This window comes from Leifsonia stereocauli, assembly GCF_038432415.1.
GTDB lineage: Bacteria > Actinomycetota > Actinomycetes > Actinomycetales > Microbacteriaceae > Orlajensenia > Orlajensenia stereocauli.
Genome location: NZ_JBCAUN010000001.1, coordinates 1,661,342 through 1,675,535 on the forward strand (window position 1 = coordinate 1,661,342; position 14,194 = coordinate 1,675,535).

The window sequence follows — 14,194 nt, forward strand, 5'->3', positions numbered from 1 at the left end:
CTCACGATAGGTTGCAGGAGATGAATGGAACAGCCTCGAACCCCATCCACCTGCCCGGCCGCGTCGTCGTCTTCGACTACGGCGAGGTGATCTCCTTCTCCCCCACGCCTGAGAACCGCCGCGAACTGCTGGAGGTGGCCGGCATCGATCCGGCGAACGCCGAGGCGTTCTGGGAGGCGTACGAGGCCGGCCGCCGGGCTCTCGACCAGGGCACGCTGTCGATCGCCGACTACTGGGCCGGCATCGCCGCCGCCACAGGGGCCGCATGGTCGCCCGCAGAGCTGCACTCCATCTGGGCGATCGACTTCGTGGGCTGGCTGAGCGTCAACCCCGGAACCGCCGCCGTGCTCGAGGACCTCGCCGCCGGCGGAACCAGGCTCGCGCTGCTCTCCAACGCCGGGCGCGACTTCTCCAGCTACTTCCGCAACGGCTCCCTCGGTCCCCTCTTCGAGACTGTCGTCGTGAGCGCGGAGATCCTGGTCGTGAAACCGGATGCCGCGATCTACCGTCACACCCTCGACGCCCTCGGAATCACTCCAGCCGAGATGGTGTTCATCGACAACAAGGCGGAGAACATCGCCGGCGCCGAGGCCCTCGGCATCACCGGCCACGTGTTCACCTCGGCCGACGGCCTGCGCAGCTTCCTGGAGGAGCTCGCGGCCTGACCGCATCCGTTCCCCAGCTCGATCCCGTCCGACAGCTCGCCTCGACTCCCGGAGTTCCCTTGTCAGCACTGTTCCAGCCCATCACCGTGCGATCGCTCACGATCCGCAACCGCATCTGGGTCCCGCCGCTCTGCCAGTACGCGGTGACGAAGAAGGACGGCGTGCCCCACGACTGGCACCTCGCGCACCTTGGAGCCATGGCCATGGGCGGGGCCGGCCTGGTCATCGCCGAGGCCTCGGCCGTGGTTCCCGACGGCCGCATCTCCGACGAGGACACCGGCATCTGGAACGGCCAGCAGGCCGCGGCCTGGGCGCGCATAGTGGCCTTCATCCACACGCAGGGTGCTGCAGCCGGCATCCAACTCGCCCACGCCGGCCGCAAGGCGTCTGTCTGGCCGGAGTGGGGCCACGAGCAGCACGGCAGCATGGCTCCGGCCGACGGCGGCTGGCAGACGGTCTCGGCGTCCGACGTCGCCTTCGGCGAGTACGCGGCGCCCGAGGGCCTCGAACGCCCCGACATCGCCGTCATCGTGCATGCCTTCGCCGAGGCGGCCGCCCGCTCGAAGCGAGCAGGATTCGACCTCGTCGAGATCCACGCGGCGCACGGATACCTCGTGCACCAGTTCCTCTCCCCGCTCAGCAACCTGCGCACCGACGAGTACGGCGGCTCGCTCGAGAACCGCGCCCGCCTGCTCCTCGAGATCATCGCGGCTGTGCGCGATGCGGTCGGTGACGACTACCCCGTGCTCGTGCGCTTCTCGGCCAGCGACTACGCCGAGGGCGGCTGGGACGAGGAGCAGACCGCCGTCGTTGCCGGATGGGCACAGCAGGCCGGTGCCGACCTGTTCGACATCTCCAGCGGCGGAAACATCGCCAAGGTGCGTATCCCCCTCGGTCCTGGCTATCAGGTGCCGTTCGCGGAGTACGTCAAGACGACGGCCGCTGTTCCGGTCGCAGCCGTCGGCCTCATCACCACGCCGCAGCAGGCAGAGGAGATCGTGTCATCAGGACAGGCGGATGCCGTGCTGCTCGGTCGCGCGATGATGCGCGACCCGCACTTCGCCCTGCGGGCCGCAGAGGAACTCGGCGTCGAACTCGACTACTGGCCGCCGCAGTACGTGCGCGCGAAGCCCGCAGTGAGCGGTGGGTCGTGGTGAGTCAGCCGCTGCGCTGACCGAGCGCGATGATGTTGCCTTCGCTGTCGGTGAACCAGGCCGCCTTCTCGCCGTCGAGGTCGGCGATGCCGTCCACGGTCCTGAGGCCGGGCAGGTCGTAGTCGGCGAACGCGACGCCGGCTGCGCGCAGCTCGGCGACGGACGACTCCAGATCGGCCACCTCCACCATCAGCGCGGTGTTCTGAGCCGTTCCGGCGAACGTCGTCTCGTACAGATAGACGGACGTGCCGCCGACGGTGTACATGAGCCCACCGGCATCCTGGCCGTCAGGCTTCCAGCCGAGCTTGTCTTCGTAGTACTGCCGCGCGCGATCGAGGTCTGTTGCGGGGAGGACGGCGGCAGCGGATTTCGCATTCAACATGAGCATTCCTTCTGTTGAGCCCCGCCCCCATGGTACGCCCGCCGGCGTTCAGCGGCTCCTCCGGGTGGCGTCCTGCACCTCGCCGACGAGCTCCTCGATGATGTCCTCGAGGAACAGGACGCCCGTCGTGCGCCCCTCGGCGTCGAAGGCCTGAGCCAGGTGCGCGCCGGTGCGGCGCATCGACGCCAGGGCGTCCTCGAGGTCTGTCCCCTCGTACATCGAGGCCAGCTGACGGATGCGCTTCGGCGGAACCGGGCGCTCGGGCTGGTCATCGCCCGTCAGGTCGAGGTCGATGACGTCCTTGAGGTGCAGGTAACCGGCCGGCGTCCCGTCCTCGTCGATCACCAGGTAGCGGGAGAACCCGTGCTTGGCGACGGCGCGCTCGAGCGCTGTCGGCGTGAGGGTCTCGAGGAGGCTGACCACCTCGTCCAGCGGCACCGCGACATCCCGGACCTTCTTCGTCGTGAACTCGAAGGCTGCGTTCAGGGCGCCGTTCGAGTCCTTGAGGACTCCCTCGCGTTTGGACTGGCTCACGATCGTGGCCACCTCGTCGAGGGTGAAGGTGCTGTTCGCCTCCGACTTGGGCTCGACGCCGAGGAGGCGCAGCGATCCGTTCGCGACGGCGTTCAGCGCGCCGATCACATGACGGAAGATGCGGGCGATGAACACCAGCGGGGTCGCCAGAAGCAGCACGGCCTTGTCGGGGGCCGTGAACGAGAGGTTCTTCGGAACCATCTCCCCGAGCACCACGTGCAGGTAGGTCACGATGATCAGCGCGATGATGAAGGCGACGGTGCCGATGACCTCCTCCGACCAGCCGGTGAGACCCAGTGGGCCCTCCAGCAGGTGGTGGATGGCGGGCTCGGAGACGTTGAGGATCACGAGCGAGCACACTGTGATGCCGAGCTGGCAGGCCGCCAGCATGAGCGTCGCGTGCTCCATCGCCCAGAGCGCCGTCTTCGCGCGGCGGCTGCCCTTCTCGGCCAGGGGCTCGATCTGGGAGCGGCGTGCGGAGATGACCGCGAACTCCGATCCGACGAAGAAGGCGTTGACGACCAGCAGCACGGCCAGCCAGAGGATTCCCGCCCAGTCGTTCATGAGCGCGCCCCCTTCCTGTCGGCGGCTCGCGCCGGGACATCGACCACGGCCGGCTTGGCCGGCTTGGCGGGCTTGACGCCATCGACATCGGCCACGGGGGCCACCTCGGATTCGTCTGGAGTGAAGCGCAGCCTGTCGATGCGACGGCCGTCGAGTCGCTCGACGGTCAGCTCGCCGCTCTCGATGAGCACGGTGTCTCCGACCACGGGAAGTCGGCCGAGCTCGCTCATCACGTACCCGGCGACAGTCTCGTAGGTGCCGTCCTCGGGAACGATCAGGTCGGTGCTCTCGCGCAGCTCGTCGGGGCGCAGCATGCCCGGGAAGCTGATGGCACGACCGCGGCGCACGATGCCGGCGCGTGACCTGTCGTGCTCGTCGGCGACCTCGCCGATGAGCTCCTCCACCAGGTCCTCCAGCGTCGCGACGCCGGCGGTTCCGCCGTACTCGTCGACGACGACGGCCATCTGGTAGCCGCGGCCGCGCAGCTCCGCGAGGAGCACGTCGAGGCGCATCGTCTCGGGAACGCGCAGCGCCTCCGATTGCAGGGCCGACACCGGAACGTCGGCGCGGCGGGCCCGGGGCACGGCCATCGCCTGCTTGACGTGCACGAATCCGACGACGTCGTCGACGTCCTCATCGATCACGGGGAACCGGGAGTGACCGGTCTGAGAGGCGAGCTCCAGCACGGCATGGGCCGATTCTGCGCGCTGGATGCTGACCAGTCGCGGACGGGGAGTCATGACGTCGGATGCCGTGTGGTCGGCGAACAGCAGCGTGCGGTTGAGCAGGCTGGCCGTGTCGCGCTCGAGCACGCCGGCGCTCGCCGAGCGGCGCACCAGGCTCGAGAGCTCCTCGGCCGTGCGGGCGCCGGACAGCTCCTCCTTGGGCTCGACTCCGACCATGCGGAGGATGCCGTTGGCGCTTCCGTTCAGCACGATGATCGCCGGCTTGAACACCCAGGTGAACGCCGTCTGGAACGGGATGACGAACTTCGCCGTCTTGAGCGGCAGCGCCAGGGCCAGGTTCTTGGGGATCAGCTCGCCGAGGATCATCGACAGCAGGGTGGCGAGGGTCACGGCGACGATGGTCGACGCGACGACGGCGACGGCATCCGGGATCCCCCACGACTCGAGCGTCGGAGCCAGCAGGGAGCTGATCGCTGGCTCGAACATGTAGCCGGTGAGCAGCGTCGTGATGGTGATGCCGAGCTGGGCGCTGGAAAGGTGCGTCGACGTCTGCGCAAGGGCGGAGATGGTCATCTGCAGCCGGGTCTCGCCGCGCTCGCGGCGCGCCTCGAGATCGGCTCGATCGAGGTTGACCAGCGCGAACTCGCTGGCGACGAAGAAGCCCGTGCCCACGGTCAGGATGAGGCCGATGCCGAGCATGATCCACTCAGACACGGGCGACACCTCCGCAGTTCACGGGCGAGGGTCTATGGCCGGGGGTGCTACTGGGCGGGTCATCCATTGTCAGCCGAGTATATCCGGCTCGGATGGGACATTCCCCGGCAGATGGACGCTCCCACAGGCAGGCGCCGTCCTTCCTCGCACCACGGCGCCACCCCGGCTACCAGCTGACCGGCAGCGCCTTGCCTTCCTCGTAGCCGGCGGCCGACTGGATGCCGACGAGAGCGCGGTCGGAGAACTCGGCGAGCGAGCGAGCGCCGGCATACGTGAAGGAGCTACGCAGCCCGGAGGTGATCATGTCGAGGAGGTCCTCGAGGGAGGGCCGCAGCGGGTCGAGGTAGATCTTGCTCGACGAGATGCCCTCGGCGAAGAGCTCCTTGCGGGCGAGGTCGAAGGCGTCGAGTCGGCCGAAGCGCTCACGCACGGCCTTGGTCGACGCCATCCCCCAGCTCTCCTTGTACAGGCGCCCGCCGCCGTCGACGGCGAGCTGACCGGGGGCCTCGATGGTGCCGGCGAACCACGATCCGATCATGACGGATGACGCTCCCGCCGCGAGCGCCAGTGCTACGTCGCGCGGGTAGCGCACCCCGCCGTCCGCCCAGACGTGGGCGCCGAGCGAGCGTGCGGCCTCCGCCGTCTCGAGCACGGCCGAGAACTGAGGGCGTCCGACAGCCGTCATCATGCGGGTGGTGCACATGGCGCCGGGGCCGACGCCCACCTTGAGGATGTCGGCTCCAGCTTCGACGAGATCCTTCACGGCATCCGCCGTCACGATGTTGCCCGCGACGATCGGCAGGCCGAGGCCGAGGGCCTTCACCGTGCGGATGGCCTCGAGCATGCCCTCCTGATGACCGTGGGCCGTGTCGATGACGAGCACGTCGACGCCGGCCGCGGCGAAGGCCTTCGCCTTGGTGGCGATGTCGCCGTTGATGCCGAGGGCGACGGCGACCTGGAGGCGGCCGTCGGCGTCGAGCGTCGGTGCATAGATGGTGCCGCGCAGCGCACTCTTGCGGCTGAGCGTCCCGATGACGGCACCGCGCCTGAGCACGGGCACGAACTCGAGGTCGGCGGCGAGCATGAGGTCGAAGGCCGCCCGGGCGCTGTCGACGTCCTCGGCATCGATCGCCGTGATGCGGCCGTGCAGCAGGTCGCCGAGGCGGGCATCGGGCAGTGCGGTCTCGAGACGAGAGGCGGCGATGGCTCCGAGGTAGGCGCCGCTCTCGTCGTTGAGGACGATGCCGTGCCCCTGCACGGCCGGCACCCTGACGAGGGCGTCGGCCACGGTGTCATCCGGGCTCAGCACGAGGGGGGTGTCGAACTCGACGGGCTGGTCCTTCACCCAGCGGATGGCGGCGTCCAGCTCCTGCAGATTCATGTCCTGGGGAAGGACTCCGAGCCCGCCGCGGCGGGCGAGTGTCGCCGCCAGGCGAGGGCCCGTGACCGAGTTCATGTTCGCCGACACGATCGGGATCGTGGCGGCAGTGCCGTCATCCGGGGCCAGGGAGACGTCGAACCGGCTCTTCAGCGCAGAATGGCTGGGCACGAGGAAGACGTCAGAGTAGGTGAGGTCGTGGGTCGGCGCGGTCCGATAGAACTCCATGCCTCCCACGGTAGACCTCGGCACTGCCTCCTGCAGCCTCGCGAACATGCAGATGCCTCTTTCGGGGGAACCGAGCCGCGGACAAAGGGGATTAGGCTTGTCACGGTGCGTGCTCGTCGTCTGGAACGGCGGGTTGACAAGTTGCAGTGAATCAATGGAGAGAGTGGGCGATCGGCTGTGTCGAGCCAATTGACCGGGGCAAGTTCAGACGAAGCGGCATCGGCCGAGTTCGGAGCCAATGAGTGGCTCGTCGACGAGATGTACGAGCAGTACGTCGTCGACAAGAACTCCGTCGATCCGGCGTGGTGGCCGGTCCTCGAGACCTACCACCACCAGACGCAGGCCAAGGCGGATGCCGCAGCCCGCGCGACCGCCGATACGCCTGCAGGCGATCAGGCGGCCCCCACGAGCGAGGCCCCCGACACCGTGCCGGCAGCATCCGCTGCCCCGGCAGCCCCTGAGACCCAGGCGGCACCGGCGGGCCAGGAGGCACCAGCCTCCGAGCCGCGACCGCTCACGGCTCCCATCCCGATCATCGGTTCGCAGCCGGCTGCCCGCACCACGTCGGTCGCGCCGAAGCCGGTGCCCGTTCCCGCAGACGTGCCCATCACGAGCCCGCAGTCGGTCATCAAGGACGGCGCCGTCGAGGCGCCGCACGATGAGATCTCGCCCCTCCGCGGCATGGCCAAGAGCCTGGCGACCAACATGGACGCCAGCCTCACCGTGCCCACGGCCACCAGCGTGCGCACCATCCCGGCGAAGCTGATGATCGACAACCGCATCGTCATCAACAACCACCTGAAGCGCTCCCGCGGTGGCAAGATCTCCTTCACCCACCTCATCGGTTGGGCACTCATCCAGGCCCTGAAGGACTTCCCGAGCCAGAACGTCTACTACGAGGACGTCGACGGCAAGCCGTCCATCGTGAAGCCCGCCCACATCGGCCTGGGCATCGCCATCGACATCCCGAAGCCCGACGGCTCGCGTGCCCTTCTGGTCCCGGCCATCAAGCGCGCAGACACGATGACGTTCGGCGAGTACCTCTCGGCCTACGAGGACCTCGTGTCCCGTGCGCGCCAGAACAAGCTCACGGCCGACGACTTCAAGGGCGCGTCGATCTCGCTCACCAACCCCGGCGGCATCGGCACCGTTCACTCGGTCCCCCGCCTCATGCGCGGCCAGGGCTGCATCATCGGCGCCGGCGCACTCGAGTACCCGGCAGAGTTCCAGGGCTCCAGCGAGAAGACCCTCGCAGGCCTCGCCATCGGCAAGACCATCACGCTCACCAGCACCTATGACCACCGCGTCATCCAGGGCGCCGGGTCCGGCGAGTTCCTCAAGATCGTGCACGAACTGCTCACGGGCAAGCGCACCTTCTACAGCGACATCTTCGCCGCCCTCCGCATCCCCTACGCCCCCATCGAATGGGCGCCGGACATCAGCGTCGACATCGCCAGCGCCATCGACAAGACGGCTCGCGTGCAGGAGCTCATCAACGCGTTCCGCGTGCGCGGCCACCTCATGGCCGACATCGACCCGCTGGAGTACGTGCAGCGCTCGCACCCCGACCTCGACATCTCCAGCCACGGCCTCACCTTCTGGGATCTCGACCGCGAGTTCGTCACCGGCGGCTTCGGCGACAAGCGCTCGGCGCTGCTGCGCGACATCCTCGGCGTGCTCCGCGACTCGTACTGCCGCACCACGGGCATCGAGTACATGCACATCCAGGACCCTGCCCAGCGCGCCTGGGTTCAGGCGCAGGTCGAGCGCAAGTACGAGAAGCCCACCCACGACGAGCAGATGCGCATCCTGGGCAAGCTCAACGAGGCCGAGGCATTCGAGACGTTCCTGCAGACCAAGTACGTCGGCCAGAAGCGCTTCAGCCTCGAGGGCGGCGAGTCCACGATCGCCCTGCTCGACCAGATCCTGCAGGGCGCAGCGGAGGACGGCCTCGACCAGGTCGCCATCGGCATGGCCCACCGCGGTCGTCTCAACGTGCTCACGAACATCGCGGGCAAGACCTACGGCCAGATCTTCCAGGAGTTCGAGGGCCACATGGCCGGCTCCGGATCGGGTGACGTCAAGTACCACCTCGGCACCGAGGGCACCTTCACCGGCGCCAACGGAGAGGAGATCGGCGTGTACCTCGCCGCGAACCCGTCGCACCTCGAGGCGGTCGACGGCGTGCTCGAGGGCATCGTGCGAGCCAAGCAGGACCGCAAGCCCGTCGGCACCTTCTCGACCCTCCCCATCCTCATCCACGGCGACGCAGCCATGGCGGGCCAGGGTGTCGTGGTCGAGACCATGCAGATGTCGCAGCTGCGCGCCTACCGCACGGGTGGAACCATCCACCTCGTCGTGAACAACCAGGTCGGCTTCACCACGCCGCCCACCGAGGGCCGCACCTCGATCTACTCGACCGATGTCGGCAAGACGATCCAGGCGCCCATCTTCCACGTGAACGGCGACGACCCCGAGGCCGTCGTGCGGGTGGCCCAGCTCGCCTACGCGTACCGCCAGGAGTTCCACCGCGACGTGGTCATCGACCTGATCTCCTACCGCCGCCGCGGACACAACGAGGGCGACGACCCCTCGATGACCCAGCCGCTGATGTACAACCTCATCGAGGCCAAGCGCAGCGTCCGCAAGCTCTACACCGAGGCTCTCGTCGGTCGTGGCGACATCACCGAGGAGGAGTACGAGCAGGCGCACGCCGACTTCCAGGACCGCCTCGAGCGCGCCTTCCAGGAGACCCACGCCGCGCAGACCACCCCGATCACGGCCATCGGCGAGGACGACCAGAGCGACGCGTCCGGCGAGCCCGAGACCACCGGGGTATCGGAGCAGGTCGTGCACCTCATCGGTGACGCCTTCAACAACAAGCCGTCCGGCTTCACAGTGCACAACAAGCTCCAGCAACTGCTGCAGAAGCGCCTCGACATGAGCCGCAACGGCGGCGTCGACTGGGCATTCGGCGAGCTGCTCGCACTCGGCTCCCTCCTCACGGAGGGCACCCCCGTTCGCTTCGCCGGCCAGGACGCCCGCAGAGGGACGTTCGTGCAGCGCCATGCCGTTCTGCACGACCGCACCAACGGCCAGGAGTGGCTGCCCCTCGCCAACCTGTCGCAGAACCAGGCCAGGTTCTGGATCTACGACACGCTGCTCAGCGAGTACGCGGCCATGGGCTTCGAATACGGCTACTCCGTCGAGCGAGCGGATGCACTGGTGCTGTGGGAGGCCCAGTTCGGCGACTTCTCCAACGGGGCGCAGACCATCATCGACGAGTTCATCTCCTCGGCCGAGCAGAAGTGGGGCCAGCGCTCCAGCGTCGTGCTCCTGCTGCCGCACGGCTACGAGGGACAGGGTCCCGACCACTCCTCGGCGCGCATCGAGCGCTTCCTGCAGCTCTGCGCCGAGAACAACATGACGGTCGCGCGTCCCTCGACGCCGGCGTCGTACTTCCACCTTCTGCGTCGTCAGGCCTACATGCGCCCGCGTCGCCCGCTCGTGGTGTTCACGCCGAAGGCCATGCTGCGGCTGCGCGGTGCGACCAGCGAGATCGCCGACTTCACGAGCGGTCGGTTCGAGCCCGTGATCGACGACGTGCGCATCGACGACAAGGCGGCCGTCAAGCGCGTCCTGTTCATGGCGGGCAAGGTCTACTACGACCTGCGCACCGAGCTCGAGAAGAACCCGAACCCCGAGATCGCCCTCGTGCGCCTGGAGCAGTACTACCCGCTCCCGGCCGCGGAGATCAAGGACGTCGCCGCGCAGTACCCGAATGCCGAGCTGTACTGGATCCAGGACGAGCCCGAGAACCAGGGTGCATGGCCGTACTTCATCCTCGAGACCAGCAAGCTGGGCCCTCGGCCCGTCGGCGTCATCTCGCGTCCGGCATCCGCGGCCCCCGCAGCGGGTTCGGCCAAGCGTCACGCGGTGGAGCAGGCCGAGCTCATCAAGCAGGCGCTCACGCTGTAGCGCACGGCGCCGCGTCCACGCGTCGAGCACGAGAAGAGGCCGGTCCCATCAGGGAGCGGCCTCTTCTCGTTCACGCTGGATCAGGCGAGGGATGCCTCTTCCCGGCGCACCCGCGCGGCTCCGAGGGAATTTCCCAGCCAGCGGATCAGAACCGCCAGCACGAGGAAGCCCACGATCATGACCGCACAGTACGCGGCCACTCCCCCATAGCCGTCCTGGAGCACCGGGCTGAAGAACGGGTACGGGTAGAAGCCGGTGACGGCACCGCGGATGAGCGAGTACGCCACGTAGACCGCCGGGAAGATCATCCAGTAGAACACCGAGCTCCACGGCAGCGGACGTCGCGGCGGCCAGATCAGCCAGTCGACGACGGCGGCGATCGGCACGATGAAGTGCACGACGGCATTCACCCAGGGGATCAGGCCGCCCAGGTCCACGTCGCGCAGCAGGGTGTTGAAGACCAGCCCGACGAAGGCGATGTAGACGACGGATGCACCCCGCACGGCGACATCCGACGTGCTCGGTGCGACACCGCGCAGCAGCCTGACGGCGCTCACGATGAACACGATGCTCACGATGATGTTCGACAGGTTCGTGAAGTAACTGAAGAAGTTCACGATGCTGTGACCCCGCGGTAGCGTGACCGCGAAGAACTGCACCCCCACGGCTGTCAGGGACAGCGCGGCGAAGAACAGGCGGAAGACGGCGGCGGCGATCCGAGAGCTCATAGCTGAGAATCTATCGCCGCTCGGCGGCCTCCGGCTGCTCGGCGCGCCCCGGCTGCTCGGCGCGCGCCAGCTTCGACGGCCACCAGACTGCGCGCCCGATGTCGTAGGCGAGGGCAGGCACCAGCAGCGATCGCACCAGGAAGGTGTCGAGCAGCACTCCGAAGGCCACGATGAACGACAGCTGCACCAGGAACAGGATCGGCAGGACGCCGAGCGCGGCGAAGGTCGCGGCGAGCACGAGCCCGGCGGAGGTGATCACGCCGCCTGTCACGACGAGTCCGCGCAGGACCCCCACGCGGGCACCGTGCACGATCGCCTCCTCACGCACCCTGGTCATGAGGAAGATGTTGTAGTCCACCCCCAACGCGACCAGGAAGACGAACCCGAACAGCGGGACCGTCGGGTCGGCCCCCGAGAAGCCGAAGATGCCGTTGAACACCAGAGCGGAGACGCCCAGGGCAGCGCCGAACGAGAGCACGACCGTGGCGATGAGCAGCACGGGTGCGACGATGGAGCGCAGCAGCAGCATGAGGATCAGCAGGATCACGCCCAGCACGAGCGGAATGATGAGGTTGCGGTCGTGGATGGCCGCGTTCTTGGTGTCGAGCGCCACGGCGGTGGCACCTCCGACGAGCACGGGGTCTGCATCCGTTCCCACAGACGCCAGCTGGTCGCGCAGGTCGGCGACGACGGCCTCGGCCTCGTCGGAGTCGCTGGCGTAGTCGAGCGTGGCGTTCAGCTGGATCTGCCCGTCGACGACAGTCGGCTCACCGGCGGGGGTTCCGGGAGGGCCGAGCGGCTGGATGCCGTCGGTCGTGACCGGGAGCGACCCGCTGGGCGAGTCCTCGGAGAGCACGGAGACGTCCGAGACGCCCTCGGTTCCGAGTGCGATGTCGGCGACCTCCTGCAGTGAGTCCTCGGGGGCGATGATGACGGCCGGGGTGCCGGAGCCACCCGGGAAGTGCTCGCCGAGCACGGCCTGGCCGTCGCGGGCCTGGGATTCACCGAGCACGAACTCGCTGGTGGGAACCCCGTCGGCCTTCAGCTGCGTCACGCCGAGGGCGAGCACGAGGAGGATGAGCGTCGAGACGATCCAGATGACACGCGGGCGCCTGGCCACGAGGCGCGCGACCCAGGGCCAGACGCCCTTCTTCGCGATCTCGTCGTCTGCGGCGGTGTGCGCGGCCACCTTCGGACGCACGGGCCAGAAGGCGACGCGACCGGCCCAGAGCAGCAGCGCAGGCAGCAGGGTCAGCGAGCCGAGCAGGGCGAACACGATGCCGATGGCAGCGACAGGCCCGAGGATCTTGTTGGAGTTCAGCTCGCTGGCGAGCAGCATGAGCAGCCCCGCGATCACAGTGCCGCCCGAGGCGAGGATGGGCTCCCACGCGCCCTTCAGGGCGGCGATGGTGGCATCCCACTTGCGCTCGTGCACGTGGAGAGCCTCGCGGTAGCGCGAGATGTAGAGCAGCGAATAGTCGGTGGCCGCTCCGATCACGAGGATGAACAGGATCCCCTGGGTCTGGCCGTTCAGCAGCAGGATGTCCGCCTTCGCGAGCGAGACGACCGCGAGCACGGCCGCGCAGAGCGACGACAGGCTGGTGCCGAGCACGATCACGGGCAGCAGCGGAGAGCGGTACACGATGATCAGGATGATGAAGACGGCGAGCAGGGCGACGCCGAGCAGGATCCCGTCGATGCCGGAGAAGGCGCCGGCGAGATCCGTGGTGAAGCCGGCCGGTCCGGTGACGGATGCCGTGAGCCCATCGACGGCGGTCTCGGCGATGCGCTCCCGCATCTCCCCCACGACGTCCTTCGTCTCGGCGGACGCGTCGACCTGCACGAACAGTTCGGCGGCCTCGCCGTCGTCGGAGACCACGGCGGGCGAGACGCCGTCGTCGATGACGCCGTCGATCCCCTGGAAGTACTCGGCGTCGGCGTCGATGGCCGAGTCATCCGCATCCGTCAACCCGCCATCGCGCTGGTAGACGACGATCGCCGGGATCACGTCACCGTCGCGGAAGCCCTCCTGCAGCTCCTGCACCTGCGTGGCCTCCGAGTCGGCCGGGAGGAACTGGGACTGGTCGTTCTCGACGACGCTGCTCAGTGAACCGAATGAGGCGCCGCCGGCACCGAACAGTCCGAACCAGACGAGGATCAGGACGGTCGGGAGGGTGACCCTCAGCCAGACCGGCACACGGGAGGACGACGGTGCTGCGGGTTTCTTGGAGGTGCTCACCCGCCAATGCTAACCGAGTTAGCTTCTCTGTGACGAAACGAATATACGCTGGGTGGCGTCGACGACAGAGCCGACGCGTGACCCGTCTAGTGCGTGGCCTGCAGCGAGCGCAGGCTCGCGAGGACCTGGGCGCGCAGCTCCTCGGGAGCCGCCTCCTTGCAGGCACGCTGCACGGCCTCGGTCAGCACGCGTCCGACGTGGTGCTCCGACGTGCAGTCGGGGCAGTTCGCCAAGTGGTCGCGGATGTCCTGCGCATCGGCGCTGCACAACTCGTTGTGCAGGTACTCCTCGAGTTCGGCCTTGGCCTTGTCGCATCCACAGTCGGTCATCTGCTGCTCCTGGTCTGGGCGGGGGGCGTCGTGCCGATGCCCTGCTCCGCCGCGTATTCGGCCAGTGATTCGCGAAGCATTCGCCTGCCACGGTGCAGACGGCTCATCACTGTGCCGATCGGGGTCTTCATGATGTCGGCGATCTCCTGGTAGGCGAATCCCTCGACGTCAGCGAGGTACACAGCCAACCTGAAGTCCTCGGGGATGGCCTGGAGGGCATCCTTCACCGCGCTGTCCGGCAGGTGGTCGATCGCCTCGGCCTCGGCGGACCGGCTCGACATGGCCGTCGTCGAGACGGCCCCGCCCAACTGCCAGTCCTCGAGCTCGTCGATCGTGCCCTGGTAGGGCTCGCGCTGCTTCTTGCGGTAGGTGTTGATGAAGGTGTTGGTGAGGATCCTGTAGAGCCACGCCTTGAGGTTCGTGCCCTGCTCGAACTGCGTGAAGGCGGCGAACGCCTTCACGAAGGTCTCCTGAACGAGATCCGCGGCGTCAGCCGGGTTCTTGGTCATGCGCATGGCTGCTGCGTACAGCTGGTCCATGAAAGGCAGGGCCTGCTGTTCGAACAGTGTTCCGAGAGCGGGCTCGGATTCCTCGATTGGTTCCGGATTCATCACC

Annotated in this window: 11 protein-coding genes; 3 read left to right on the top strand and 8 right to left on the bottom strand. The window is 68.0% G+C overall.

Features of this window, described 5'->3' with window-relative positions; genetic code table 11:
- Positions 1 to 20 precede the first annotated feature (20 nt).
- The gene (locus tag AADV74_RS08050) at positions 21 to 665 is read left to right on the top strand and encodes an HAD family hydrolase (RefSeq protein ID WP_342112933.1); all 645 of its coding nucleotides are present in this window, start codon (positions 21 to 23) and stop codon (positions 663 to 665) included.
- Between the two features lie 59 nt (positions 666 to 724).
- Positions 725 to 1,822, top strand: coding sequence for an NADH:flavin oxidoreductase/NADH oxidase (locus tag AADV74_RS08055; protein WP_342112934.1), 1,098 nt, complete (start codon positions 725 to 727; stop codon positions 1,820 to 1,822).
- Position 1,823: 1 nt separating this feature from the next.
- On the opposite strand, the gene AADV74_RS08060 is transcribed toward AADV74_RS08055, so the two are convergent.
- The 4 genes from AADV74_RS08060 to guaB1 form a co-directional block, all read right to left on the bottom strand.
- Positions 1,824 to 2,201 (bottom strand): VOC family protein, encoded by a 378-nt coding sequence (locus AADV74_RS08060; RefSeq protein ID WP_342112935.1) that lies wholly within the window; start codon positions 2,199 to 2,201, stop codon positions 1,824 to 1,826.
- 48 nt (positions 2,202 to 2,249) lie between these two features.
- Entirely contained in the window at positions 2,250 to 3,299 is a 1,050-nt protein-coding gene (locus AADV74_RS08065; RefSeq protein ID WP_342112936.1) for a hemolysin family protein, read from the bottom strand.
- The gene (locus AADV74_RS08070; RefSeq protein ID WP_342113117.1) at positions 3,296 to 4,684 is read right to left on the bottom strand and encodes a hemolysin family protein; all 1,389 of its coding nucleotides are present in this window, start codon (positions 4,682 to 4,684) and stop codon (positions 3,296 to 3,298) included. Before AADV74_RS08070 ends, AADV74_RS08065 begins: the two co-directional genes overlap by 4 nt.
- 181 nt (positions 4,685 to 4,865) lie before the next feature.
- Complete coding sequence (gene guaB1 / locus AADV74_RS08075; protein ID WP_342112937.1) at positions 4,866 to 6,305, bottom strand: GMP reductase; 1,440 nt, start codon at positions 6,303 to 6,305, stop codon at positions 4,866 to 4,868.
- Positions 6,306 to 6,482: 177 nt separating this feature from the next.
- On the opposite strand from guaB1, the gene AADV74_RS08080 reads away from it, so the two are divergent.
- A complete protein-coding gene (locus tag AADV74_RS08080) occupies positions 6,483 to 10,283 on the top strand; it encodes a multifunctional oxoglutarate decarboxylase/oxoglutarate dehydrogenase thiamine pyrophosphate-binding subunit/dihydrolipoyllysine-residue succinyltransferase subunit (protein ID WP_342112938.1) in 3,801 nt (1,266 codons plus the stop codon).
- 80 nt (positions 10,284 to 10,363) lie between these two features.
- Here the strand turns inward: AADV74_RS08080 and AADV74_RS08085 are convergent, their stop codons facing one another.
- From AADV74_RS08085 to AADV74_RS08100, 4 genes are all read right to left on the bottom strand, one after another.
- On the bottom strand, positions 10,364 to 11,011 hold the full coding sequence (locus AADV74_RS08085; RefSeq protein ID WP_342112939.1) for a Pr6Pr family membrane protein: 648 nt from the start codon (positions 11,009 to 11,011) through the stop codon (positions 10,364 to 10,366).
- Between the two features lie 10 nt (positions 11,012 to 11,021).
- On the bottom strand, positions 11,022 to 13,250 hold the full coding sequence (locus AADV74_RS08090; RefSeq protein WP_342112940.1) for an MMPL family transporter: 2,229 nt from the start codon (positions 13,248 to 13,250) through the stop codon (positions 11,022 to 11,024).
- Positions 13,251 to 13,336: 86 nt separating this feature from the next.
- Positions 13,337 to 13,579: a zf-HC2 domain-containing protein gene (locus tag AADV74_RS08095; protein ID WP_056164416.1), complete on the bottom strand. Its 243-nt coding sequence runs from the start codon at positions 13,577 to 13,579 to the stop codon at positions 13,337 to 13,339.
- Positions 13,576 to 14,190 (bottom strand): sigma-70 family RNA polymerase sigma factor, encoded by a 615-nt coding sequence (locus AADV74_RS08100; protein ID WP_342112941.1) that lies wholly within the window; start codon positions 14,188 to 14,190, stop codon positions 13,576 to 13,578. Before AADV74_RS08100 ends, AADV74_RS08095 begins: the two co-directional genes overlap by 4 nt.
- Positions 14,191 to 14,194 lie beyond the last annotated feature (4 nt).

Bases quoted from the DNA above. Each gene is read 5' to 3' on its own strand.
- AADV74_RS08070 (WP_342113117.1), bottom strand. From the start codon at position 4,684: ATGCTCGGCATCGGCCTCATCCTGACCGTGGGCACGGGCTTCTTCGTC.
- AADV74_RS08095 (WP_056164416.1), bottom strand. From the start codon at position 13,579: ATGACCGACTGTGGATGCGACAAGGCCAAGGCCGAACTCGAGGAGTAC.
- AADV74_RS08065 (WP_342112936.1), bottom strand. From the start codon at position 3,299: ATGAACGACTGGGCGGGAATCCTCTGGCTGGCCGTGCTGCTGGTCGTC.
- AADV74_RS08100 (WP_342112941.1), bottom strand. From the start codon at position 14,190: ATGAATCCGGAACCAATCGAGGAATCCGAGCCCGCTCTCGGAACACTG.
- guaB1 (WP_342112937.1), bottom strand. From the start codon at position 6,305: ATGGAGTTCTATCGGACCGCGCCGACCCACGACCTCACCTACTCTGAC.
- AADV74_RS08060 (WP_342112935.1), bottom strand. From the start codon at position 2,201: ATGTTGAATGCGAAATCCGCTGCCGCCGTCCTCCCCGCAACAGACCTC.
- AADV74_RS08085 (WP_342112939.1), bottom strand. From the start codon at position 11,011: ATGAGCTCTCGGATCGCCGCCGCCGTCTTCCGCCTGTTCTTCGCCGCG.
- AADV74_RS08050 (WP_342112933.1), top strand. From the start codon at position 21: ATGAATGGAACAGCCTCGAACCCCATCCACCTGCCCGGCCGCGTCGTC.